Source organism: Massilia aerilata, from assembly GCF_042656905.1.
Lineage (GTDB): Bacteria > Pseudomonadota > Gammaproteobacteria > Burkholderiales > Burkholderiaceae_D > Telluria > Telluria aerilata.
Genome location: NZ_JBHSMZ010000026.1, coordinates 109,648 through 133,369, shown reverse-complemented (window position 1 = coordinate 133,369; position 23,722 = coordinate 109,648). Strand labels below are relative to the sequence as shown.

Here is a 23,722-nt window from a genome sequence, read left to right as displayed (position 1 = left end):
GCGACATCACTATGGCAAACAAGATTGTTGTGGTCGATGGCTTGGGCAACCTGCGCTCGGTGGCGCAGGCGCTGCGCGCCGCCGATCCTGAAGCCGAGGTCATCGTGTCCAGTGATGCCGCCGTCATCGATGCGGCCGACCGCGTGGTGCTGCCGGGGCAGGGCGCGATGCGCGACTGCATGAACAGCCTGCGCGAATCCGGCGCCGAGGAAGCCGTGCTGCGCGCCATGAAGACGCGCCCGGTGATGGGCGTGTGCGTGGGCGAGCAGATGCTGTTCGACGCCAGCGAGGAAAACGAGGGCACGCCGGGCCTGGGCCTGCTGCCCGGCAAGGTCGTGCGCTTCCAGCTCGACGGCAAGCTGCAGGCCGACGGCTCGCGCTTCAAGGTCCCGCAGATGGGCTGGAACCGCGTGCGCCAGGTGCGCGCGCACCCGCTGTGGGATGGCGTCGAGGACGGTGCATACTTTTACTTCGTGCACAGCTATTACGCCCAGCCGGCCAATCCGCAGGACACGATCGGCGAGGCCGATTACGGCGGCGCCTACTGCTGCGCGGTCGCACGCGACAACATCGTCGCCACCCAGTTTCACCCCGAGAAAAGCGCGGCCGCCGGCTTGCGCCTGTACCGCAATTTCATCCACTGGAATCCTTAACCTTTTTACGACCATGCTGCTGATCCCCGCCATCGACCTGAAAGACGGTCACTGCGTTCGCCTGAAACAGGGCGATATGGAACTCGCCACCGTGTTCTCCGAAGATCCCGCCGAGATGGCGCTGCACTGGCTCAAGAAGGGCGCGCGCCGCCTGCACCTGGTCGACCTGAACGGCGCCTTCGCGGGCAAGCCGAAGAACGAGGAAGCGATCAAGTCGATCATTCAGGTGGTGCAGGAATATGCCGTCGAGAACGACCTGGACGAAATCCCGGTCCAGCTCGGCGGCGGCATCCGCGACCTCGACACCATCGAGCGCTACCTGGACGACGGCATCACCTACATCATCGTCGGCACCGCCGCGGTGAAAAACCCGGGCTTCCTGCACGACGCCTGCGGCGCCTTCCCCGGGGCTATCATCGTCGGCCTGGACGCCAAGGACGGCAAAGTGGCCACCGACGGCTGGAGCAAGATGTCCGGCCACGAAGTCATCGACCTGGCCAAGAAGTTCGAGGGCTACGGCGTCGAATCGATCATCTACACCGACATCGGCCGCGACGGCATGATGGGCGGCGTGAACATCGAAGCGACCGTGCGCCTGGCGCAAGCGGTCAGGATCCCGATCATCGCTTCCGGCGGCCTGCACAACCTGGCCGACGTCGAAGCGCTGTGCGCGGTGCAGGACGAAGGCATCGAAGGCGTGATCTGCGGCCGTTCGATTTATGAAGGCACGCTCGACCTGGCCAGCGCCCAGGAGCGCGCCGACGAGCTGACCGAAGGAGCGCAAGCTTAATCAGCTTCCACCGTCGTTCCCGCGGCGGCGGGAACCCAAGTTGGACGAGCAGTCGAAACGCATGCAAACTTGGATTCCCGCCTTCGCGGGAATGACGGTTTTTACGGTAACTAAATATTTATGCTCGCAAAACGCATCATCCCCTGTCTCGACGTCACCGGCGGCCGCGTGGTCAAGGGCGTCAATTTCACCGAGCTGCGCGATGCGGGCGACCCGGTCGAAATCGCACGCCGCTACGACGGCCAGGGCGCCGACGAGATCACCTTCCTCGACATCACCGCCTCGAGCGACGGCCGCGACCTGATCCTGCCGATCATCGAGGCGGTCGCCTCGACCGTCTTCATCCCGCTGACGGTGGGCGGCGGCGTGCGCAAGGTCGAGGACGTGCGCCGCCTGCTGAACGCCGGCGCGGACAAGGTCTCGATGAATACCTCGGCGGTGACCAACCCGCAGCTGGTGTTCGAGGCCTCGCAAAAGCACGGCTCGCAATGCATCGTGGTGGCGATCGACGCCAAGCAGGTTGCGCCCGGCAAGTGGGAGGTATTTACCCATGGCGGCCGCAATGCGACCGGCCTCGACGCCGTCGAGTGGGCGAAAAAAATGGAAAGCCTGGGCGCCGGCGAACTGCTGCTGACCAGCATGGACCGCGACGGCACCAAGTCCGGGTTCGACCTGGGTTTGACGCGCGCCGTCTCGGACGCGGTCGGCATTTCCGTGATCGCTTCCGGCGGCGTGGGCGGCCTGCAGGACCTGGCCGACGGCATCCTGGAAGGCCACGCCGATGCGGTGCTGGCCGCCAGCATCTTCCACTATGGGCAGCACACGGTCGGTGAAGCCAAGCGCTTCATGGCGGAGCGCGGCATCCCGATGAGATTAGACTGAGCTGGACTGAACTGGACACGACATGGTTACCCCGACAACGACCCCATCGATCCCGGCCCAGCCCTGGCTGAAGAAAATCCAGTGGGACGAGCACGGCCTGGTGCCGGTGATCGCCCAGGAAGCGGGCAGCGGCGATATCCTGATGTTCGCCTGGATGAACCGCGAGGCCCTGGCCAAGACCGTGGAGCTGGGCGAAGCGGTGTACTGGAGCCGTTCGCGCAAGAAGCTGTGGCACAAGGGCGAAGAGTCCGGCAACGTGCAGAAAGTGCTGGAGATCCGCCTCGACTGCGACGAAGACGTGGTCCTGCTGAAGGTCGAGCAGGCCGGCGGCATCGCCTGCCATACCGGCCGCCATTCATGCTTCTTCCAGAAGTTCGACGGGGCCGACTGGCATGACGCCGAGCCCGTGCTGAAGGACCCGGCGGAGATGTACGCCAATCCCAAATCGAAGAAGACGCATCAAAAGAAAGACCTATGAGTACCACCCTGAACCGCCTGGCGGCGGTGATCGAATCGCGCAAGCCGGAAAACGGCGGCGATCCGGCCACCTCCTATGTCGCGAAACTGTTCGCCAAAGGCGACGACGCGATCCTCAAGAAGATCGGCGAAGAAGCCACCGAGACCGTGATGGCGGCCAAGGACGTGCGCGCCGGCGCCGACGCATCCAAGCTGCTGTACGAAGTGGCCGACCTGTGGTTCCATTCCGCCGTGCTGCTGGCGCGCTTCGGCCTGACGCCGCAGCAGGTGCTGGACGAACTGGCGCGCCGCGAAGGCATTTCCGGGATCGAGGAAAAGGCCGCGCGCAAAGAGTAAGCAGCCAGGACGGCGTCACGGCGCTGTCATCCGATCCGAATAAAATATTGTGCTGAAGGAGAGAACATGGACAACTGCATCTTCTGCAAGATCGCCGCAAAACAGATTCCGGCGGGCGTGGTGTACGAGGACGACGAGCTGCTCGCGTTCAAGGACATCAACCCGGCGGCGCCGGTCCACCTGCTGATCATCCCCAAGCAGCACGTGGCCACGCTGTCCGACTGCACGGATGCGCATGCGGCGGTCCTCGGCAAGATGCTGGCCCTGGCGCCGAAACTGGCTGCCGAACATGGTATCTCCGTCAAGCAAGGTCCCGACGGCCAGCGCAGCGGCGGCTTCAAGACCCTGGTCAACAGCGGTCCGGACGGCGGCCAGGAGGTCTACCACCTGCACCTGCACGTGTACGGCGGCAAGCGTCCGTGGCGCGGGCTCGGGACTTAACTTCAGGAAAGAAGCCATGCCGGGTAATCATCGCTTATACTGCGCTTAGGCTTCATGCGAATTCGGGCGTAGGCCCACAAGGAGAAAACAATGGGTTCGTTTAGTATTTGGCACTGGCTGATCGTGCTGGTGGTGGTGGTCCTGGTGTTCGGTACCGGCAAGCTGAAGAACGCGGGTTCCGACCTGGGCAAGGCCGTGAAGGGCTTCAAGGACGGCGTGAAGGGCAGCGAAGAAGAGCGCCAGGCGAATGCCAGCGTGCCGCCGGCGCCGCCGCAGCAGGTCGTCGACAAGTCCCAGACCACGATCGACGTCGAAACTCGCGAAAAGAACCGCTCGTAATCTGATTTCATGATCGATCTCGGGCTTTCCAAACTTGCCGTCATCGGGGTGGTCGCGCTGATCGTGATCGGTCCCGAGCGGCTGCCCAAGGTGGCGCGCATGGCCGGCACCTTGTACGGCCGCGCCCAGCGCTACCTGCACGAGGTGAAGTCGGAAGTCTCGCGCGAGATCGAAATGGAAGAGCTGCGCAACCTGCACAAAGAGGTGCAGGAAACCGCGCACAGCTTCAAGACCGAGGTCGAGAGTTTCGGCGCCGAGGTCGAGAACACGGTGTCCTCGCACCTGGGCGAGGTCGAATCGGCCTGGCGCGGCGATAGCGCTTCCTCGTATTCGCCCTCGGTCACGCCGGACGACATCGAGCGCAAGGCGCGCGAATTCCGCCGCAAGAAGCTGGTCAAGACCTCCAGCATTCCATCCTGGTACAAGAACCGCCACGGCGGCCGCCAGCACGTGCTGTCGGGCGCGGCGCGCGTGCGCAAGTTCCGCCCCGGCGCCAAGTCCAACACTTCCTTTTTCTAGAGCTTAGATGGCTGACGAAGCTGCAGGCGAGACTTTCATTTCGCACCTGGTCGAATTGCGCGACCGCCTGGTCAAGGCCGTGATCGGGGTCGCCATCGTTTGTATCGCCCTGCTGGCCTGGCCGGGCCCGGCGCAGATCTACGACTACCTGGCCGCACCCATGCTGGCCTCGCTGCCGGTGGGCGCCAAGATGATCGCCACCGGCATCAGCGCGCCCTTCCTGGTGCCGATGAAGGTGACCCTGGTGCTGGCGCTGATCCTGTCGCTGCCCTGGGTCTTCTATCAGGCCTGGGCCTTCGTCGCACCCGGCCTGTACACCCACGAAAAGCGGCTGGTGCTGCCGCTGGTGATCTCGTCCTCGCTGCTGTTCATCGCCGGCGTCGCGTTCTGCTACTTCTTCGTGTTCGGACGGGTATTCCACTTCATCACCCACTTCGCGCCGACTTCGATCGCGGTCATGCCCGACATCGAGAACTACCTCGATTTCGTGATCTCGATGTGCCTGGCCTTCGGCGCCACTTTCGAGGTGCCGGTGGTGGTCGTGATCCTGGTCCGGATGGGCATCGTCAGCGTCGAGAAGCTGAAATCCTTCCGCCCCTACATCATCGTCGGCGCCTTCGTGATCGCGGCGGTCGTCACGCCGCCGGACGTGGTCAGCCAGCTGGCCCTGGCGGTGCCGATGTGGCTGCTGTTCGAACTCGGCCTGCTGCTGGCGCCGGTGTTCGTGCGCGTGTCGCGGGCGCCGGAAGAACACGCCTGATTCCGGGCCTGCACCCGATCATGTAAAAAGCGGCGCCCGGGAGCGCCGCTTTTCATTTCCGGGGCAGCGCGGGTCACGCCCGATGCGCGGCCCTGGGCGCGCACAGCATGGCAACCGGCGCAGCGTCCTGCTTCGTGCCCTGCGCCGCCACGTCGCGCATTACCGGGGCTCGCGAGCTGGCGCCCGCTTCCGGTACGCTATCGATCAACATCGTACCGAAGCCGACGGTGGCGAGTGCGGCGACGAAGATGGCTTCCATGTGTTTGTGGACGTTCATGATGTTCCCCTTCAGTAGCTGGTTTCGGAAAGTGCGGGACGTTTTTTTCGTCCACGGATCTCCATACAGCACGAGGCGTGCCAGCCACTGACACGGGGATAAACGTCTTGGCAGGCGCTCTTCGAAGGGGAAAAGTCGGTCGCGGAACAACAGTTTGCGCCGGCGGTGTCGGGAGCGGGCCAACACACGCCGGCGCGAGCTGGCTCAGTTGGTCTTCAGGACGCCGCCATTCCCCAAGCCGCCTTCGACCGACTGCGCTTTATAGGCGCGCACTGCCTTGACCATCTGGTTGTACGAGTCCATGAAGGAGGCCGCCAGCACTTTTCCCTCCGGCGTGTTGCTGAAGCCGCTGGCGCCGGCCAGGCCGTGCTGGAAGAAGCCGGCCATGAAGCCCATGTCCCAGTTTTGCGCGCTGCCTTCGGCCGCGGCCAGCTGGATGCCTGAGCGGTTATCGGTCAGCAGCAGCATGGTCGAGGCTTCGTTCGATTTCGCGGAGCCGCCGATCAGCGAGGCCACCGCGCCGATGCGCCCGCCCAGCAGGCCGTTGACACCGCTGGTGCCCTTCTGGCTGAAGGTGATCGAGGGCGTCATCGTGTAGTCGGCGGCCACCATCTGGCCCTTGCCGAAGTTACTGGTCTTGCGCAGCTCGCCCGATTGCATCAGCTGGCGCTCGCCCTGCATCTGGCGCATGCCCTGGCCGCGCTCGACGATCACGAAGCAGTTCGACTGCTGGATGATCATGCGCAGCAGCGGCACCGTGCTCGTCGTGCGGTAGGTCGCGGTGAGCTGGCTCACCCAGGGTTGATTCGATTCCTCGACGATGGCCAGCGTGCCCAGCGAACGGTCGCAGCGTTCGAGCTGGCCGTTGGCGCCGACCGAGGTGGCGCCGCCGGCCGCGCCGGTGGCGACGGTCTTGGCGCCGGCCGCGCCCAGGGTCGGCGCGGTGCCGCAGGCGGGAAGGGACAACAGGAGGGGAAGGAAGAGGCAGGCGGAGCGGCGTGGCAGCTTCATGGGCGTCCTTTGCGAGTGGCGGGGAAATCGCGCCATCGTAAGGGCTTGCCGGATGTTCTTGCTTGTGGGCAATCAAGCAGCGGCGGCATGATCGATCTGCCTCATGCCGCCTTACCTTTACTGCATCAACTGCCCGATGATCTTCACCGGCGCATTGCCGTAGCCGAGGAACTGGTCGTGGAAGGTCTTCAGGTTGAAGCGTTCGCCCAGCTGCTGCTTGCGGCGCTCGCGCAGTTCCATGATGTCGCTGTAGCCGCTGAAGTAGCTGGTCAGCTGCACCGACGACAGCTGCACGCGGCGCCATTTTTCCACGGCTTCCTGCGGCGTCTGGAAGGCCTGGCGCACCAGCAGGTCGAGCGCCTGCTCGCGCGTCATGCCGAGCACGTGCACGCCGTAATCGAGAATGGTATTGGAGACGCTGCGCAGGTTCCACTTGCACCACATCAGCCACAGTTCCGGCGCGTTGTTGCCGTAGCCGGATTCGAGCATCATGCGCTCGCCGTACACGGCCCAGCCTTCGACCATCGCGCCGTTGCCGAACAGGGCTTTCACCAGCGAGGGCGAGCGGTTGGCGTTCATCAGCTGGGTGTAGTGGCCGGGGATCGCCTCGTGGATGTTCAGGATTTGCAGCATCCAGTTGTTGTACTCGCGCAGGCTGCTCTCGGCCTGCTGCGGCGTCAGTCCATCCAGCGGCGTGACGTTGTAATAGGTCTTGTCTTTCGGCCGATACGGTCCCGGCGCGTCGATGCTGGCGCCGGCCACGCCACGCTGGTACAGCGGGGTCTCGCGCACCACCAGCGGCTTGCTCGGATCGATGCTCACCAGATTGTTCTTGATGACGTAATCCTGCAGCTGGGGGATCTGGCGGCGGATCTCGGGCAGGAAGTCGGCGGGTGCGACGTGCTGCAGCGAGAGCTTGTCGATCACCATGCCGATCTTCCGGAAACGGTCGTCTGGCTTGGGCGCGCTACCCATGGTCTGCGGCCACAGCTGGTCGGCCAGGCCGTCCATGCGTGCCAGGAGCTCTTCGCGCGCGGCCAGGGCTTTGCGATAGGTCTGCTCGGCCGTGCTGGCGGACTGGATCTCGAGCGCGAATTTTTGCTCGTACAGTTCTTTCCCGAGGCGGAACGAGCGGGCGCGCTGCATCTGCTCCTGGGATTTATCGAGATCGCTCAGGAAATCGACCCAGGCCAGCACCGCGCTGCCGGCGTTCGCCACGCGTTGCGCGAAGATCGCCTTTTCCTGCGGCGTCAGCTGGGCCGAGTCCTGGGCCGCCTTGCCGACGTCGGCCAGCACCACCAGGGTGCCCGGCGCCTGCGAGATCGCCAGCTGGGTATGCTCGCGGGTCGGGTTCAGGATCGAGGACTGGGCTGCCTGGTAGTAGGCCGGTACGTCGGCCAGGCGCTTGAGGATGGTGCGCAGGCGCTGCGGCTTGGCGGCGTACTCGGTATTCAGGATCAGGTCGAGCGGCTGGGCCACGTTGTACTGGGCCGGGTTCCACTCGAAGTCGCGCAGCACCGCCAGCTTCCAGCGGTCGTACTCCAGCTTGTTGATCAGGACCGCGAGGTCGGTGCGCTGGTTGGGCGAGAGCTTGTCCGCGTTCAGCTTGCGGAATTTTGCCAGCCACTCGTCGGTGAAGGCCAGTTCCTTGGCGCGGGTGGGCGCGTCCGGAATGGTCAGCTTGGCGGCGGCGTCGAACTTGCCGACGTAGATGCCGCCTTCCGGATCGACGCGCCACAGGGCGGTCAGGAACTGCATGGCTTGCGAGTCCATGTAGCGGTCGTTGCGGTTTTGCGAGGTCGGGGCGGCGATCGGCGCTGCCGCTGCGACTGGCGCTGCCGCTGCGACGGGAGCGGCGGCGACGGCTGCCTTGCCCTTGCCTTTGCTCTTGTTCGATTTGCCATCGGCCTTCGCCGACGATTTCGATGGCGCCTTGCCCTTGGCCGATGGCTTCGCCTTGGCGCTGCTGGTCTGCTTCGGCTTGGCCGCCTTGCTGGTGCGCGCGCCTGCCGGCGCCAGCACGAAGCTGGTGAGCAGGACGGCAAGAGCGATTTTCGTTTTCATCATCGTGTTCTGTCTGCCTGATTAAAAAATGGCGGGCGCCAGATTAGCACCATTCCCGGCCTTTGCGGGATATTGAAACAATACGTCACGTATCCAGCGCCGGCGCGCGCACGCCCGTCAGACCGGCCTGCAGCATGGCCAGCATGTCATCCGGGGACATCCGCGCCGACACGTCGCTGCCTTCCAGCAGGCTGTCGGCCAGGTCGCGCTTGTGGCGGTGCAGGTCGACGATGCCTTCTTCGATCGTGTGCCGCGCCACCAGGCGGTAGATGGTCACCGGGCGCTGCTGGCCCATGCGGTGGGCGCGGTCCGAGGCCTGGTCTTCCACCGCCGGGTTCCACCACGGGTCCATGTGGATCACGTAGTCGGCGGCGGTGAGGTTGATGCCGACCCCGCCGGCCTTCAGGCTAATCAAGAACAGGTCGCCGTCGCCGGCCTGGAAGGCGTCCACGCGGCGCTTCCGTTCCTGCATCGGCGTAGCACCGTCCAGGTACTGGTAGCGGATGCCGCGCTCGTCCAGGTGCTTGCGTAATAAGCTCAGGTGATCGACGAACTGGCTGAACACCAGCGCCTTGTGCCGGTTCTCGAGCAATTCGTCGACCAGGCGCGCGAAGGTTTCCAGCTTGCTGCTGCGGATGCCGCTGTCGGGCGCCACCAGCACCGGATTGCAGACGGCGCGGCGCAGCTTCATCATCTCGGCCAGGATCTGGATCTGTTTTTGCGCCGCATTACTCCCTACCTGCGCTTCCATCGTGGCGATGCGCTCCAGGGCGTCGCGGCGCAGCGATTCGTAGAGCGCGGTTTCCTCGGCGCTGAGCTCGACCGGCAGTACGATCTCGGTGCGCGGCGGCAGCTCGGACAGCACTTGCGCTTTCGTGCGGCGCAAGATGAAAGGCTGGGTCAGGCGGCGCAGGCGCGTGCGCGCGGCCAGCTCGGCGCGTTTGTCGCTGGCTTTTTCGATCGGGCCGGCAAAGCGCAAATTGAACTGGTCGCTGGTGCCGAGCAGGCCGGGGTTGATGAACCTGAACAGGTTCCACAATTCGCCCAGGTGGTTTTCCAGCGGCGTGCCGGTGGCCGCCATGCGGAAATCGCCGCGCAGGGCCATGACCGCCTGCGAGCGGCGCGTGTGCGCGTTCTTGATCGCCTGGGCCTCGTCCAGCACGATGGTATGCCAGCGTACGTCCTTGAACAGCGCCGCTTCCAGCTGCAGCAGGCCGTAGCTGACGACGATGACGTCGAAGGCGCCGGCCTCCTGCAGCATGTTGCGCCGGTCGCCGGCGCCGAACAGCTGCATGTTCAGGGTCGGCGCGAAGCGCTGCGCTTCCGCCATCCAGTTGGTGGCGACCGAGGTCGGCGCCACCACCAGGGTCGGGCCGCCCGGTGCGCGCGACAGGATCAGGGCCAGCGCCTGCAGGGTTTTGCCGAGACCCATGTCGTCGGCCAGGCAGGCGCCCACGCCCCAGTGCGCCAGGCGCGACAGCCATTCGAAGCCCTCGACCTGGTAGTCGCGCAGCTCGGCCTGCAAGGTGGTCGGCAGCTGCGGCTGGTAATCGGCATTCGCCTGCATGTGCTGCAGGTGCTTGCGCCAGGCGGCATCGGCGTCGACTTCGCCGGCCTCCAGCGCCATCTCTTCCAGCGCGAAGCTGGCCAGCGGGTGGAAGCGCAGCGCCTCGTCGTCCGCATCGGTGTAGGCCGACAAATCCGTCAGCCTGCGGTGCAGCTCGTCGGTGAGGGCCAGGAACTGGTTGTCGCCGAGGGCCACGAAGCGGTCCTCGCGCAGGCGCCCGAGCAGCTCGCGCAAATTCATCACCTTGTTCTCGTCGATCTGCACCTCGCCGTTGGCGGCGAACCAGTCCTTGTCGCGGCGGATGTTCAGGCGCACCGACTTCGACGAGACCTTCTTGGTGATGCGGAAGGACTCGCCCTCCGGCCAGCCGATCACCACCCGCGAGGCATCGATCTCCTGCAGCTCGGTGAGCAGCTCCAGGCAGTGGAAGGGCTGGCCGAGCAGCCATTCGCCGTGCTCGTGCTCGGCGTTTTCCAGCGCCTTGCAATCGGCCAGCAGCCGGCGCTCCGCTTCGCGCTCGGCGTTCAGGTCGCGTTTCGCTTCCATGCGCACGCCATTCACGTCGGCGATGATGCTCTCGGCCCCGTCGCCGGGTTCCAGGAATGGACCGGCGTCGGGCAGCGGGCGCACCAGCACGCGCACGCGCAGGCCCTGCTGGTAGGGCAGCAGGTGCACGTGCAGGCGCAGGTCGGCCGTCACCTGTTCGATGTCGGCCGGGCTGCCGCCGATGTCCGACTGCACCGTCACGATCGAGGAGATCGCGCTGATCGCCTGCAGCACGCGCTTTTCCGCTTCCAGCGGCACCACCAGGCCATCGCCGACGATCGCGCCGATGCGCTTGTGTTCTTCCTTGATGCGCACGATGCGCAGGCGGGTTGGCGTTTCCTTGGTCACCACGACTTCGCCCTGCTGCTCGCGCATGGGCGGATTCAGCGAGATCGTGACCTTGCCGCCGCCGGCCCGCACCATCAGCTGGGGCTCGCCGGGCAGCAGTTCGATGCGCGTGCCGGGCGAGTCCATCCAGAACAGCAGCGGGTGGCCGGCCAGCAGCGCCACCGCCTTGTCGAGGTCGAACTCGTAGCGCATGCCGGTGCCGCTGTAGTAGCGGTAGGCGCCGATGGTAGCCGCCACCTGCACGTCCTGGGCGGTGAGGAAGTCGAGTTCGGCCGCGTCCTCCGCCAGGCGTTTCAAGGCCAGCGGCCGCCCGCGGGTCCAGCCGCCCTGCACGTCGCGCTTCTGCTCGCGCGGCTCCAGCGCGCGCACGCCCAGGTGCTCGTCCCAGCCGAGCAGCCAGGCCAGGCGCGATTCCTTCACCACCTCCACGTTGACGGCCGGCTGCAGGTTGATCAGGGCGTTGAGCTGGCGCTCCCAGGGCTGCTCGCGCTCGAACCACAGCGCCATGTCGGTAAAACGGTGGCGCTGGCGCAGGGCGATCGCGCGCCTGTCGATGCCCACCATGCCCAGCTGGCCCAGCACGGAACCGATCTGCGCGGCGATGAAGTCGAAGCCGGCCGCTTCGGCGGCCTCCATTTGCTGTTCGAGGAAGGCTTGACGGTCGGCCAGTTGCGGCATGCCCAGCCACCAGTGCAGCAGGGCGCGGAACATCACCGGCTGCAGCGAGGTCTCCCAGTTGCGCGAGGGGAGCACTTCGGCGTCGACGGTGCCGCCGCGGATCTGGCGCAGCATCGACAGTTGCTGGTAGACGGCGGTGTCGTGGCTCTGCACGGCGCGGGTGGCCGAATCGAGATAGCTGTCGAGCGCCTTGGCGTGCTTCGGATCGCCGCTTTTCAGCAGGGCAGTCACGTACAGGTGGCCGCCGATGCCTTCGAAGATGGCCTTTCTCTTGCCGGTTTCCTTGCGCAGGGCTTTCAGGGCCTTGTCGAAGCCGGCCAGGGCTTCCTCCAGGTCGCCGCGCAGCAACTGCAGCACGCTGCGGTAGTACAGGGCCGCGGATTCGTCCAGCTCGTGCAGCAGTGCGCTGGCAGAGTCCAGGCGGCCGCACAGGATCAAGTGCTCGGCCAGCGCGATGCGCAGCGCCATCGAGGCGCCGCCCTGGGCCACCAGCTCCTCGGCATAGGCGCGGATGGCCGGCGCGCTGGCCGGTTCGCGCTGGACGTGGCCGACCAGCACCGCCAGCACCTCGTCGCGGGACGCAGAGTTGATGCGCTCGATGAGCTCAGGCTCGAAGGGACGGGCGCAGATGTCGACCAGCGGGTGCAGGTAGGCCGCCTCGTGGCAGCGCAGGCAGGCCGCCAGCAGCGGCGCGATGGTCTTCGGGCCTTCGCCGGCCAGCAGGGCCATGCGCAGCAGGGCCACGCCCTGGCGGTAGCTGCGCAGCATGGGCGTACCCTGCCAGTCGAGGCGCAGCGGCGTGACGGTCTGGTAGACCTCGCGGATCTCGTGCAGGCGGCGGCCACGGATGGCCCAGGCGATTGCCGGCCAGGCCAGGTCCGGCGCGATCACGTAGCCGCGCGAAGGCAGCTCGGCGATCAGGCCATCCGTGCGCAAAGCCTCCAGGTCCTCGGCGATATCGTCTTCGACCGCGCTGTCGCCCAGCGGCTGCAAATGCTCGTGGATGCGCCGCCGTCCCATGGGCTCGCCGGACAGGGCCAGCAGGGCCAGGATCAGCTTGCGCCTTTCACTGCACGCGTCGAAGATCGCGCCAAGCACTTCCACACTCATGCGGCGACTCATTCAGCCGAGATTCTCGATCTCGACCCCGGGCAGATTGGAGGGCACCGCGATGCCGAACACGCGCAGATAAAAAACCAGTTCCGCCTCCAGCGTGCGCACGATGCTGTCCGCCTTGCGGAAGCCGTGGCCTTCTCCTTCCAGCGTGAGGTAGGCGACCGGCACCTGGCGCTTGCGCAGCGCCTCGACCATCACCTCGGACTGCGGCGGCGGCACCACCTTGTCGTCCAGGCCCTGGAAGAAGATCATCGGGCGGCGCAGTTTATCGGTGTGCTTGATCGGCGAGCGTTCCGCGTAGACGGCGTCGGCCCTGGCCTTCGGTGCGATCAGGTACTCGTTGTAGTGCGATTCGAACTTGTGCGAATCGGCGTCCAGCCCTTTGAGATCGGACACGCCGTAATAGCTGGCGCCGGCCTTGAACACGTCGTGGAAGGCGAGGGCGCATAGAGTCGTCAGGCCGCCGGCGCTGCCGCCCCGGATCAGCAGGCGTTCGCGGTCGACCAGGCCCTGGTCCGCCAGGTACTGGGCGCCGGCCACGCAGTCCTCGACGTCGACCACGCCCCATTGCTCCTTCAGCAGGTCGCGGTAGGCGCGGCCGAAGCCGGTGCTGCCGCCGTAGTTCACGTCCAGCACGGCGATGCCGCGGCTGGTCCAGAACTGGGTCGCCAGTTTCAGGGTGCTGCTGGCCATGCCGGTCGGGCCGCCGTGGCCGATCACCATCATCGGCGGCAGCTCGCCAGGCAGCGGCGCATGGTCCGCGTTGGTCGGCGGGTAGTAGAAGGCGTGCGCGGTGCGGCCGTTGGCGCTCGGGTAGCTGACCGTCTGCGGCACCGACAAATAGCCGACGTCCGGCAACTGCTCGATCGAGCGCGCCAGCACTTCGCGCCGTCCGCTGGCGAGGTCCATGCGCACCACTTCCGCGGCGATGGTCGGGGCGCCGCCCAGGAAAGCGATGGTATCGCCGCTGACGCGCAAGTCGCGGATGTCCTGGTAGGGCGTGGCGATTGCCGTCAGGGCGCCGCTGCGCGTGTCGAAGCGCGCGAGCTGGCTGACGCCGCCCTCGATATAGGCGCACACGATCTCGTCGCTGGACGCGAAGCCGTACATCGATTGCCCGAACACCCACTGCGGCAGCCCGAACTCCGCCTCGCGCGGGCAGACCGGGTACACCACGCCGTGTTCGTAGCGGTGCAGATTCCACCAGCCGCTGCGGTCCGACACGAAGTAGAGCATGCCGCCTGGCGACCATTCCGGCTGCACGATGGCTTCGCTGTCGCCGCCGGCGATCAGGCGGCCATTGGCCAGGCTGCCGTCCGCGGCGATGTCGGCCAGCCAGAGTTCCGTGCCTTCCCAGGGCATGCGCGGGTGGTTCCAGCACAGCCAGACGAGTTGTTTGCCGTCCGGCGAGATGCGCGGCGAAGCGTAAAAATCGTAGCCTTGGTCGAGCACCATCTGGCTGCCGTCGGCGCCGAGGGCGCACAGGGTGTTGACCGGGTAGGTCTCGCCGGCGGAGTGGTCTTCGCGCACGCCGACCAGGCGCACATGGGCGTGGTCCAGCACGAAGTCGGCCCAGCGCAGGGCGCCGCCTTCGCTGACCGCCACTGGTTCGCTGCCGTCGGGATCCACGCGGTAAATACGGTTGTCCGCAAAATTCGAGAACCATACGCGCTGGTCCGCCGCCAGCACCGCGCCGCCGCCGTATTCATGCACCCGGGTGCGGGCATTGAAGGGCGCCGGCGTGAGTTCGTCGACGCGGCCATCGCGCTCGCGCAGCAGGGTGGTACGGCCGCCTTCGCTGGCGCGGCCGGCCAGCCAGAACAGGTCGGCGCCGTCCAGCAATACGCCGGACAGCGGCGTCGAGCCCGCGGCGACGACGGCGGCGGTGATCGGGGAAGTCCAGGCGCCGCATGGGGCGGCCTGCTTGCGGGAGGAGTCGGTCATGATCTGTCCAGGAAGGCGAGAGGTGCATTATAAGTCGCGTCCGGGGCGCACGAAGGATGCGATAATACGCGTTTGCCCTCGTTTTCACGTTCATTGTCAGGTTGCCAGCCATGCCACAATTCGCCCCGCTTCAGAACGACACCTTCCTGCGTGCGCTGCTGCGCCAGCCGACCGACTACACCCCGGTATGGCTGATGCGCCAGGCGGGGCGCTACCTGCCGGAATACCGCGCCACCCGCGCGCGCGCCGGCTCCTTCCTGGGTCTGGCCAAGAACCCTGACTTTGCCACCGAAGTGACCCTGCAGCCGATCGACCGCTATCCGCTGGACGCGTCGATCCTGTTCTCGGACATTCTGACGGTGCCGGACGCGATGGGCCTGGGCCTGTATTTCGAGGATGGCGAAGGCCCGAAATTCGAGCGCACCGTGCGCACCGAGGAAGACGTCGCCAAACTGCAGGTGCCGGACATGGCTTCGCTGCAGTACGTGTTCGACGCCGTGACCCAGATCCGCACCGCCCTGAACGGCCGCGTGCCGCTGATCGGCTTTTCCGGCAGCCCCTGGACCCTGGCCTGCTACATGGTCGAAGGCGGCGGCTCGCGCGAGTTCCACACGATCAAAAAGATGCTGTACGCGCGCCCCGACCTGATGCACCGCATCCTGGACGTGACCGCGCAAGCCGTGACCCAATACCTGAACGCCCAGATCGACGCCGGCGCCCAGGCCGTCATGATTTTCGACTCCTGGGGCGGCGCGCTGGCCGATGGCGCCTACCAGGCCTTCTCGCTGGCCTACATGCGCAAGATCCTGGCAGGGTTGCAGCGCGAGAAGGATGGCGTACGCATCCCGGCGATCGTCTTCACCAAGGGCGGCGGCCTGTGGCTGGACGAAATGGCCGACATCGGCGCCGACGCGCTCGGCCTGGACTGGACCGTCAACCTGGGCCGCGCCCGCGCCCTGGTCGGCAACCGCGTGGCCCTGCAGGGCAACCTGGACCCGGCCGTGCTGATGGCCGGCCCGGCGCAGGTCGCCGCGGAAGTCGAGAAGGCGCTGACGGCCTACGGCACCCCTTCAAGCGGCCACGGCCACGTATTCAACCTGGGTCACGGTATCTCGCAGTTCACGCCGCCGGAGTCGGTGACGGCGATGGTCGAAACGGTTCACGCGTTCTCCCGCCGCCAGCGCACCTGAGCTGACAAGGGGCTTGTCAGCGCTCAGCTGCCTGCGCCGCACCAAAATCACACTTATTCACAAAAGCGTGAACGATCCCCGTCCAGCCTGTGGAAATGTACAGTACTGGATGGGTCTCGATAAGTAATTGATTTATATGGTTTTATGTCTGTCCCGCCAGAGAGGGCTCAGGCATGGGAAGCTTACCAGGCCGGCGCCTGCCCGAGTTGACAGCGCATTGTTCACAAAGTTATGCACAGCTTCTGTGCATAATCCAGAAAAGTGCTTGGTTTACCGGGGTTTACGAGATTTCTTCAAGTGTTGCATCAAGTTTTTGCTGCACTGCGCTTGAGTTCTTCACCGGAAACGCACAGTTATGCACAGAAGTGGCACACCGATGCCGAATTTCTGGCGTAGCAAGGTTGTGCAAGCAAGTGCCTGAATTTAAAAGAGAAAATTTTTTGTGAACTTAGGGAATTGCTAAGTGCTTTGAGCTAACGTAAACCTTTGTCCCGGTCAAGTTTTCCATTTTCCACAAAGTTTTCCACAGCACTCCCCGTAAAGGTCCGGTTTGGCGTATTGCATCCTACAAATCGCGCTCGACACCCCGCTCGACAGCGTGTTCGATTACCGCTGGGCCTGTGAGCCCGGCAGCGAACCCGCGGTCGGGCAGCTGGCGCTGGTGAATTTCGGGCGGCGCGAAGCCGTCGGCGTGATCGTCGCCGTCAAGCAGGAAACCGATGTCCCGCTGGACAAGCTCAAGGATGCGCTGGCCGTGCGCAGCCAGCTGCCGCCCTTGTCGAGCAAGTGGCTGGCGCTGGCGCGTTTCGCCGCCGACTATTACCACCGCCCGCTGGGCGAGGTGGCGATGCCGGGCCTGCCCAAGAACCTGCGCCTGTCGACCACGGTGGCGCTCGACCGCGCGCTCAAGAAGCTGGCCAAGCTCGAGGATGCGCACGACCCGTCCCCGGCCGCGATGCCGGTGCTGAATCCGGCCCAGCAGCAGGCCGCCGACGCCATCGGCCAGGCCCGGGGTTTTACGCCGCTGCTGCTGTACGGCGTGACCGGCAGCGGCAAGACCGAGGTCTACCTGCAGGCCTGCGCCCAGGTGCTGGCGCGCGACGATGACGCCCAGATCCTGATCCTGGTCCCGGAAATCAACCTGACGCCGCAGTTAGAGGGCAATATCCGTGCGCGCTTCCCGGGCGTGATGCTGGCGACCCTGCACAGCAGCCTGTCGGAGGGCGAGCGCATGCTGCACTGGCTGGCCGCGCACCAGGGCCGCGCGCGCATCGTGCTCGGCACCCGGCTGGCGATCCTGTCCTCGCTGCCGAATTTAAAGCTGATCGTGATCGACGAGGAGCACGACCCCTCGTACAAGCAGCAGGAAGGCCTGCGCTATTCGGCGCGCGACCTGGCCGTGTGGCGCGCGCACCAGCTCCGGATTCCCATCGTGCTGGGCTCGGCCACGCCTTCGCTGGAAAGCTGGCACCACGCGCAGACGGGCCGCTACCGCAAGCTGGAGCTGCGCGAGCGCGCCGTGCGCGACGCCGTGCTGCCGCGCGTAAAACTGGTGGACATGGAGAAGGACAAGCCGAAGGAGGGTTTGACTTCGCACCTGATCGCGGCGCTGCGCCACCGCATGGAGCGCGGCGAACAGTCGCTGCTGTTCCTGAACCGGCGCGGCTATTCCCCGGTGCTGGCCTGCGACGCCTGCGGCTGGATCAGCAACTGCACCCGCTGCACCGCCTTCATGGTCCTGCACCGTCCCGAGCACCGGCTGCGCTGCCACCACTGCTCGCTGGAGCTGCGCATCCCGCATTCCTGCCCGACCTGCGGCAACATCGACCTGCAGCCGCTGGGCCGCGGCACCCAGCGCGTCGAGGAGGGCCTGCAGCTGCTGTTCCCGGAGGCGCGCGTGCTGCGCATCGACGCCGATTCCACGCGCCGCAAGGGCAGCGCCCAGGCCGCGTTCGACACCGTGCACCGCGGCGAGGTCGACATCCTGATCGGCACGCAGATGGTCGCCAAGGGCCACGACTTCAAGAACCTGACCCTGGTGGGCGTGCTGAATCCCGATACCGCCCTGTTCTCGCAGGACTACCGGGCCAGCGAGCGCCTGTTCGCCCAGCTGATGCAGGTGGCGGGCCGCGCCGGTCGCGCCGGACTGGAGTCGGAAGTGCTGATCCAGTCGCGCTATTGCCAGCATCCGCTGTACAACGCGGTGATGCGGCACGACTACGACCGCTTTGCCGGCAGCCTGCTCGAGGAGCGCCACCAGGCCGCGCTGCCGCCCTACATGTACCAGGCCTTGCTGCGCGCCGAAGCGCCGGAACTGGCCACCGCCATCGCTTTTCTCGAACAGGCGCGCGATGCGGTGCCGAACGACGCGGTGGTGCTCAACGATCCGATCCCGATGACCATGACGCGCGTGCATAATGTCGATCGCGCCCAGCTGCTGGTGGAATCGAATTCGCGCCCGGCGCTGCAGGCCTTCCTGACCGTGTGGGTCGATGCGCTGCGGGCGATGAAGTCGCGGGTGCGCTGGTCGCTGGAGGTCGATCCTTTGGATATCTGAACCATGAAAAAAACTGCATACCGATGGGGATGGGTGGTGGCGCTGGCGATGCTGGCGGGCGCCGCGCAGGCGCGCACGGATGGCGAGAAGACGGTCGTCGGCATCGGTGAGCTCCTCAGGGCCAACGACTGCGCCGGCGCCGTCAAGGCCTTGAACACCGGTTTGCAGACGGGTTATCCGGAAGTCGCCCTGCTGGCCGGCACGATGTTCGAGGCGGGATTTTGCGTCAACAAGAACTGGGACAAGGCGATGGGCTTTTATACGCAGGCGCACGAGGGCGGCATCCGGGAAGGCGCCTTGCGTCTTGCCGCCGGCTTCGCGGATCCGGCCAACGGTCCCGATGCCGCCGCCGCGCTGTGGTGGGCCAGGCGCGCCCGGCTCGATGCAGGGACCTGCACATCCAGGCTGCCGGAGGCCGACGATCCGGACCGCTTCGTCGAAGCCTTGCGCGCATGGCCGGCGCAGGAAGTGAAGTTCTGTGCTTACGTGGCCGGCGTCATGTCCTTCATGACCGCCGACGCCCGCTACCCCATGTCCGGCATCTCGCGCGAAGCCATGGGACGCGTCGAAGTGGCCTGGACGCCGGGCCGCCACCATTTCAAGACACAAGGCCTCAGCGAGACCACCGGTCCGGCGCAGGAAAACATGTTCGCGGCCGTGAACCGGTCCATCAGCCTGGCCGGGGCGCGCTACCAAATGCCGCCGGGCGTCTCGCCAACATGGCACATTGCGTTCGACCTCGTGTTCGACATCGACAGGAAGCGCTGGTGGTGAGCGTTTCGCGAAAATAGCGTATCGTCATGCCCGCGAACTACCGGAGATGAAGATGCAGAAACTGAAGGTCGATGTCGCCGTCATCGGCGCCGGCACCGCCGGCCTGGTGGCCTACCGTTCCGCGAAAGCCCAGGGCGCGCGCGCCGTCATGATCGAGGGCGGCCCCTACGGCACCACCTGCGCGCGCGTGGGCTGCATGCCCAGCAAGCTGCTCATTGCGGCCGCCGAGGCCGCGCACATGATCGATCTCGCCCCCGCCTTCGGCGTGCACGCGGGAGAAAAACGCGTCGACGGCGTGGCCGTGATGGAGCGCGTGCGGCGCGAGCGCGACCGCTTCGTCGGCTTCGTGCTGGAAGGCGTGGACAACATCCCGGATCAAGACAAGCTGCGCGGCTATGCGCGCTTTACGGGGCCGCATACCCTGGTGGTGGACGACCACACGGAGGTCGAGGCCGCGCGCATCGTGATCGCCACCGGCTCGGCGCCGACCCAGCTGCCGAAGCTGCAGGACGTCGGTCCCGGCGTGATCACCAGCGACGAGGTGTTTTACTGGCAGGACCTGCCGCGCTCGGTGGCCGTGATCGGCACCGGCGTGATCGGACTGGAGCTGGGCCAGGCCCTCACGCGCCTGGGCGTGCGCGTGAGCGTGTTCGCGCGCGGCGGCAGCGTGGCCCAGCTGACCGACCCGGTGGTGCTGCGCAACGCGGCGCGCGTGATGGCGGAAGAGCTGGACCTGCACTTCCAGTCCGAGATCGTCGGCGCGGTGCAGGACGGCGACGAGGTTGTTTTGACCATCCGCCAGAACGGCGAGGAGCGCGCCATGCGCTTCCAGTACGTGCTGCAGGCGGCCGGGCGCACGCCCAACGTGGCGGGGATCGGCATCGAGCAGCTGGGCCTGGCGCTGGGCGCCAACGGCGTGCCGCTGTTCGACAGCCGCACCATGCAGTGCGGGACCAGCCATGTGTTCATCGCCGGCGACGCCAACAACGAGCGCCCGGTGCTGCCGGAAGCGGCCGACCACGGCAAGATCGCCGGCGACAACGCCGGCCGCTACCCGGACATCCGCCCGGGCCTGCGGCGCGCGCCCTTGACGATCGCCTTCACGGAACCGAACATCGTCAGCCTGGGCGCCAGCTACAAGCAGCTGTGCGCGCCGGGCAAGCCGAAGTTCGCGATCGGCCAGGTCTCGTTCGAGAACCAAGGCCGCAGCCGAGTCATGTTGCAGAACAAGGGGATGCTGAGGGTGTACGGCGAGTACGGCACCGGACGCTTCCTGGGCGCCGAGATGATCGGCCCGCGCGCCGAGCATATCGGCCATTTGCTGTCCTGGGCCGTGCAGTGCCGCGTGACGGTCGAGCAGATGCTGGAGATGCCTTTCTACCACCCGGTGGTGGAGGAGGGGGTGCGCACCGCGCTGCGCGACCTCGCCGCGAATATCGCCAGGGGCTGCAGCGATATCGATCCGGACGAAGTCGAGCCCGGTACGTAAAACGGGGGCCGTGGGCACGGGGTGCCCACCCTGCGTTCATCGAATGCGGTAGGGTGGGCTCACCGAGCCCACGTATTCAACTCAATTCAGGAAACTCGCGTCCAGCTTGCCCTCGGCAGCCATCTGCCGCACGATCTTGACCGTATCGACATCGGCCTCCTGGTAAGCCGATTTCTTGAAATCCTCGTACATCTTGCCCATCTCGTCGGTGGCGACCGGATTGCCGTCGTCGTACAGGAAGCGCACCCACATCACGCCTTCGCTCGGCGCCTCGATGGTCATGGTGAGCCTCGACGCCGCGATCTCGCCCTGGGTCGGGACCTCATAGCGCACTTCCTGCAGCGGGGTCAGGTACACGACGTCGTCGACCACCAGCTCGCCGTAGCGCAGGCGGCGTGCGAAGCTGCCGCTCTCGAGCTCGACGATCGTGCATTCGTCCAGGTGGGGCACGAACAGCTTCGGGTCTTCCGCGCGCAGCACCAGGCCGCGCCAGAGTTGCTCACGGGTCATGGTGTCGGCCAGTGGGTTGAGCGGGTCGTTAATCTCGATCAGGTGTTCAAATTTCATGTTCTTTCTCTCGCTCAGGGCGTACTAAAGCGGTTATATGGTGGCGGATGCCGTGCTGACAAGCCGCAACACAATCTGTTTTTCCTGAAATGATTTTAGCGTGCGGGCCTCAGCTTCGTTAAAATGCTGAGCTCAATTGTTGAGCTCACCTCACAGGCAGTCCTGCAGGAAACATCCCCATGTCGACCCCGAATTTCGGCCTCAACGGTCCGCAGAGCGAAGCCGTGCTCTACCTCGACGGCCCTTGCCTGGTGCTGGCTGGCGCCGGCTCGGGCAAGACCCGCGTGATCACCCAGAAGATCGCCTACATGATCGAGCATCGCGGCTACGATCCGCGCACGATCGCCGCGCTCACCTTCACGAACAAAGCCGCGCTGGAGATGCAGGAGCGGATCGCCAAGCTGCTCAAGCAGCCCAAGCAGGCCAAGCAGCTGACGGTGTCGACCTTCCACTCGCTGGGCGTCAAGATCCTGCGCCAGGAGGCGGCCGGCGTCGGCCTGAAGGACAAGTTCTCGATCATGGACAGCGACGACTGCTACACGATCGTGTCGGACCTGGGGGTGACCACGGACAAGCAAGAGATCCGCCGCATCCAGAATTCGATTTCGCTGTGGAAGAACGGCCTGGTCGACCCCGAGGACGCGATCCGCAACGCGCAGGACGAAGACGAGGCCCATGCCGGCCGCATCTACCGCAGTTACGTGGCGACCCTGCAGGCCTACCAGGCGGTCGACTTCGACGACCTGATCCGCCTGCCGGTGGAATTGTTCCGCAATAACGAGCCGATCCGCGACCGCTGGCAGCGCCGACTGCGCTACCTGCTGATGGATGAGTACCAGGACACCAACACCTGCCAATACGAGCTGGTGAAGCTGCTGGTGACGGGCCTCGGCAAGAAGCCGATGTTCACGGCGGTGGGCGACGACGACCAGGCGATCTATGCCTGGCGCGGGGCCTCGGTCGAGAACCTCAAGACCCTGCAGACCGATTTCCCGGACCTGCGGGTCATCAAGCTCGAGCAGAACTACCGCTCGACCACGCGCATCCTGCAGGCCGCGAACGCGGTCATCGGCAACAACCCGAAGCTGTTCGAGAAGGCGCTGTGGTCCGAGCACGGTCTGGGCGAGCCGATCAAGGTACTGAGCATGCCGAACGAGGAGATGGAGGCGGACCAGATCGCCATCATGATCTCGTCCGAGCACTTCCAGCGCAAGAACAAATGGGCTGACTTCGCGATCCTGTACCGCGGCAACCACCAGGCCCGCATCATCGAGCAGGCGCTGCGCAAGGAACGCATCCCGTACACGATTTCGGGTGGCCAGAGCTTCTTCGACAAGGCCGAAATCAAGGATGTCATCGCCTACCTGCGCCTGATTGCCAACGAGAACGACGATCCGGCCTTCATCCGCGCCATCACGACGCCCAAGCGTGGGGTCGGCATGGCGACCATCGAGGCGCTCGGCGAATTCTCGAAGCAGTGGAATTGCTCGCTGTTCGCGGCCGCGCTCAAGGGCGGCATCGAAGCCAAGCTGCAGGACCGCCAGCTGATCCCGCTGCGCGAATTCTGCCACTGGATCAACGAGCTGGAAGACCGCGCCACGCGTCCAGGACCCTCCGGCAGCGGCGATGCCGCCGCCGAGCTGCTCGATGACATGATGAAAGAGATTAATTACGAGCACTACCTGTACGAGAACTTCGACGACAAGGCGGCCCAGGCCCGGTGGCAGAACGTGCTCGAATTCACCAACTGGCTGAAGGAGCGCGGCCGCGGCGGGCGCGACCGCGACGGCGAGGAAAAGAACCTGCTCGAGCTGACCCAGATGGTGGCGCTGATGTCCATGCTGGAAGGCCAGGACGAGGAGCAGGACGCGGTGCGCATGTCGACCCTGCACGCTTCCAAGGGCCTGGAGTATCCGCACGTTTATCTGGTGGGCGTCGAGGAAGGCATCCTGCCGCACAAGGGCGACGTCGACGATCCGGTGGAAAAGATCGCCGCCCGTATCCAGGAAGAACGGCGCCTGATGTACGTCGGCATTACCCGCGCCCAACGTACCTTGCACATTACCTGGTGCAAGAAACGCAAACGTGCCGGCGAGCTGCAGCATTGCGATCCATCCCGCTTCATCAAGGAAATGGCGCTCGACGTCGGCGATGCGCCGCCCAAGGAAGATGAGGTGCTGAGCCCGAAAGCCCGCCTGGCCAATCTGAAGGCCTTGTTGGCAACGCCGAAGCCATGATTTCAAGATAGGAACATTTACTCGACGTTAATATGGTTTTGGCGTCAGTAATCGTTCAATATCTTTCGTTGCGTAGAAGCCTTGGACAAGTGGCAAGGGGTGCGCACGATTGAAATCTTATTTGACTTCAAGTGTTGAGCAGGAAATACTTTCCTGAAGT

The 23,722-nt window shown here is 65.5% G+C and carries 20 protein-coding genes; 14 read left to right on the top strand and 6 right to left on the bottom strand.

Annotated elements, in window-relative coordinates:
* Positions 1–11 precede the first annotated feature (11 nt).
* The 9 genes from hisH to tatC all read left to right on the top strand — a co-directional run bounded on the left by hisH (position 12) and on the right by tatC (position 5,197).
* The gene (gene hisH / locus ACFPO9_RS25815) at positions 12–653 is read left to right on the top strand and encodes an imidazole glycerol phosphate synthase subunit HisH (protein ID WP_379776875.1); all 642 of its coding nucleotides are present in this window, start codon (positions 12–14) and stop codon (positions 651–653) included.
* Between the two features lie 13 nt (positions 654–666).
* Complete coding sequence (hisA, locus tag ACFPO9_RS25810) at positions 667–1,443, top strand: 1-(5-phosphoribosyl)-5-[(5-phosphoribosylamino)methylideneamino]imidazole-4-carboxamide isomerase (protein ID WP_379776872.1); 777 nt, start codon at positions 667–669, stop codon at positions 1,441–1,443.
* A 120-nt stretch (positions 1,444–1,563) separates the two neighbouring features.
* Positions 1,564–2,325, top strand: coding sequence for an imidazole glycerol phosphate synthase subunit HisF (gene hisF / locus ACFPO9_RS25805; RefSeq protein WP_379776870.1), 762 nt, complete (start codon positions 1,564–1,566; stop codon positions 2,323–2,325).
* Positions 2,326–2,347: 22 nt separating this feature from the next.
* Positions 2,348–2,803 carry a phosphoribosyl-AMP cyclohydrolase gene (gene hisI, locus ACFPO9_RS25800; RefSeq protein WP_379776868.1) on the top strand — a complete coding sequence of 152 codons (456 nt, stop codon included), beginning with the start codon at positions 2,348–2,350 and terminating at the stop codon, positions 2,801–2,803.
* Entirely contained in the window at positions 2,800–3,138 is a 339-nt protein-coding gene (locus tag ACFPO9_RS25795; RefSeq protein WP_379776866.1) for a phosphoribosyl-ATP diphosphatase, read from the top strand. Before hisI ends, ACFPO9_RS25795 begins: the two co-directional genes overlap by 4 nt.
* A 66-nt stretch (positions 3,139–3,204) precedes the next feature.
* The gene (locus tag ACFPO9_RS25790; protein WP_379776863.1) at positions 3,205–3,579 is read left to right on the top strand and encodes a histidine triad nucleotide-binding protein; all 375 of its coding nucleotides are present in this window, start codon (positions 3,205–3,207) and stop codon (positions 3,577–3,579) included.
* Between the two features lie 90 nt (positions 3,580–3,669).
* A complete protein-coding gene (gene tatA / locus ACFPO9_RS25785) occupies positions 3,670–3,918 on the top strand; it encodes a Sec-independent protein translocase subunit TatA (protein WP_379776861.1) in 249 nt (82 codons plus the stop codon).
* 9 nt (positions 3,919–3,927) lie between these two features.
* Positions 3,928–4,437 (top strand): Sec-independent protein translocase protein TatB, encoded by a 510-nt coding sequence (gene tatB, locus ACFPO9_RS25780; protein ID WP_379776858.1) that lies wholly within the window; start codon positions 3,928–3,930, stop codon positions 4,435–4,437.
* Between the two features lie 7 nt (positions 4,438–4,444).
* Positions 4,445–5,197, top strand: a complete 753-nt coding sequence (gene tatC, locus ACFPO9_RS25775; RefSeq protein ID WP_379776855.1) for a twin-arginine translocase subunit TatC — start codon at positions 4,445–4,447, stop codon at positions 5,195–5,197.
* Positions 5,198–5,270: 73 nt separating this feature from the next.
* Here tatC and ACFPO9_RS25770 read toward each other — a convergent pair whose 3' ends face one another.
* The 5 genes from ACFPO9_RS25770 to ACFPO9_RS25750 form a co-directional block, all read right to left on the bottom strand.
* On the bottom strand, positions 5,271–5,474 hold the full coding sequence (locus ACFPO9_RS25770; RefSeq protein WP_379776852.1) for a hypothetical protein: 204 nt from the start codon (positions 5,472–5,474) through the stop codon (positions 5,271–5,273).
* Positions 5,475–5,678: 204 nt separating this feature from the next.
* The gene (locus ACFPO9_RS25765; protein ID WP_379776850.1) at positions 5,679–6,485 is read right to left on the bottom strand and encodes a CsgG/HfaB family protein; all 807 of its coding nucleotides are present in this window, start codon (positions 6,483–6,485) and stop codon (positions 5,679–5,681) included.
* Between the two features lie 117 nt (positions 6,486–6,602).
* The gene (locus ACFPO9_RS25760; protein ID WP_379776847.1) at positions 6,603–8,552 is read right to left on the bottom strand and encodes a DUF885 domain-containing protein; all 1,950 of its coding nucleotides are present in this window, start codon (positions 8,550–8,552) and stop codon (positions 6,603–6,605) included.
* An 82-nt stretch (positions 8,553–8,634) separates the two neighbouring features.
* Complete coding sequence (locus ACFPO9_RS25755) at positions 8,635–12,798, bottom strand: SNF2-related protein (RefSeq protein WP_379776845.1); 4,164 nt, start codon at positions 12,796–12,798, stop codon at positions 8,635–8,637.
* A 12-nt stretch (positions 12,799–12,810) separates the two neighbouring features.
* Complete coding sequence (locus tag ACFPO9_RS25750) at positions 12,811–14,748, bottom strand: prolyl oligopeptidase family serine peptidase (protein WP_379776843.1); 1,938 nt, start codon at positions 14,746–14,748, stop codon at positions 12,811–12,813.
* 110 nt (positions 14,749–14,858) lie between these two features.
* Between ACFPO9_RS25750 and hemE the strand changes: the two genes are divergently transcribed.
* From hemE to ACFPO9_RS25730, 4 genes are all read left to right on the top strand, one after another.
* Complete coding sequence (gene hemE, locus ACFPO9_RS25745) at positions 14,859–15,938, top strand: uroporphyrinogen decarboxylase (protein WP_379776841.1); 1,080 nt, start codon at positions 14,859–14,861, stop codon at positions 15,936–15,938.
* A gap of 550 nt (positions 15,939–16,488) precedes the next feature.
* On the top strand, positions 16,489–18,495 hold the full coding sequence (locus tag ACFPO9_RS25740) for a primosomal protein N' (protein WP_379776839.1): 2,007 nt from the start codon (positions 16,489–16,491) through the stop codon (positions 18,493–18,495).
* Positions 18,496–18,498: 3 nt separating this feature from the next.
* The gene (locus tag ACFPO9_RS25735) at positions 18,499–19,269 is read left to right on the top strand and encodes a hypothetical protein (RefSeq protein ID WP_379776836.1); all 771 of its coding nucleotides are present in this window, start codon (positions 18,499–18,501) and stop codon (positions 19,267–19,269) included.
* 52 nt (positions 19,270–19,321) lie between these two features.
* On the top strand, positions 19,322–20,758 hold the full coding sequence (locus ACFPO9_RS25730; protein WP_379776832.1) for a dihydrolipoyl dehydrogenase: 1,437 nt from the start codon (positions 19,322–19,324) through the stop codon (positions 20,756–20,758).
* 81 nt (positions 20,759–20,839) lie between these two features.
* Here the strand turns inward: ACFPO9_RS25730 and ACFPO9_RS25725 are convergent, their stop codons facing one another.
* Positions 20,840–21,325, bottom strand: a complete 486-nt coding sequence (locus tag ACFPO9_RS25725; RefSeq protein ID WP_379776829.1) for an SRPBCC family protein — start codon at positions 21,323–21,325, stop codon at positions 20,840–20,842.
* Positions 21,326–21,504: 179 nt separating this feature from the next.
* Here ACFPO9_RS25725 and ACFPO9_RS25720 point away from each other — a divergent pair, with 179 nt between their 5' ends.
* Positions 21,505–23,562, top strand: a complete 2,058-nt coding sequence (locus ACFPO9_RS25720) for a UvrD-helicase domain-containing protein (protein WP_379776826.1) — start codon at positions 21,505–21,507, stop codon at positions 23,560–23,562.
* Positions 23,563–23,722 lie beyond the last annotated feature (160 nt).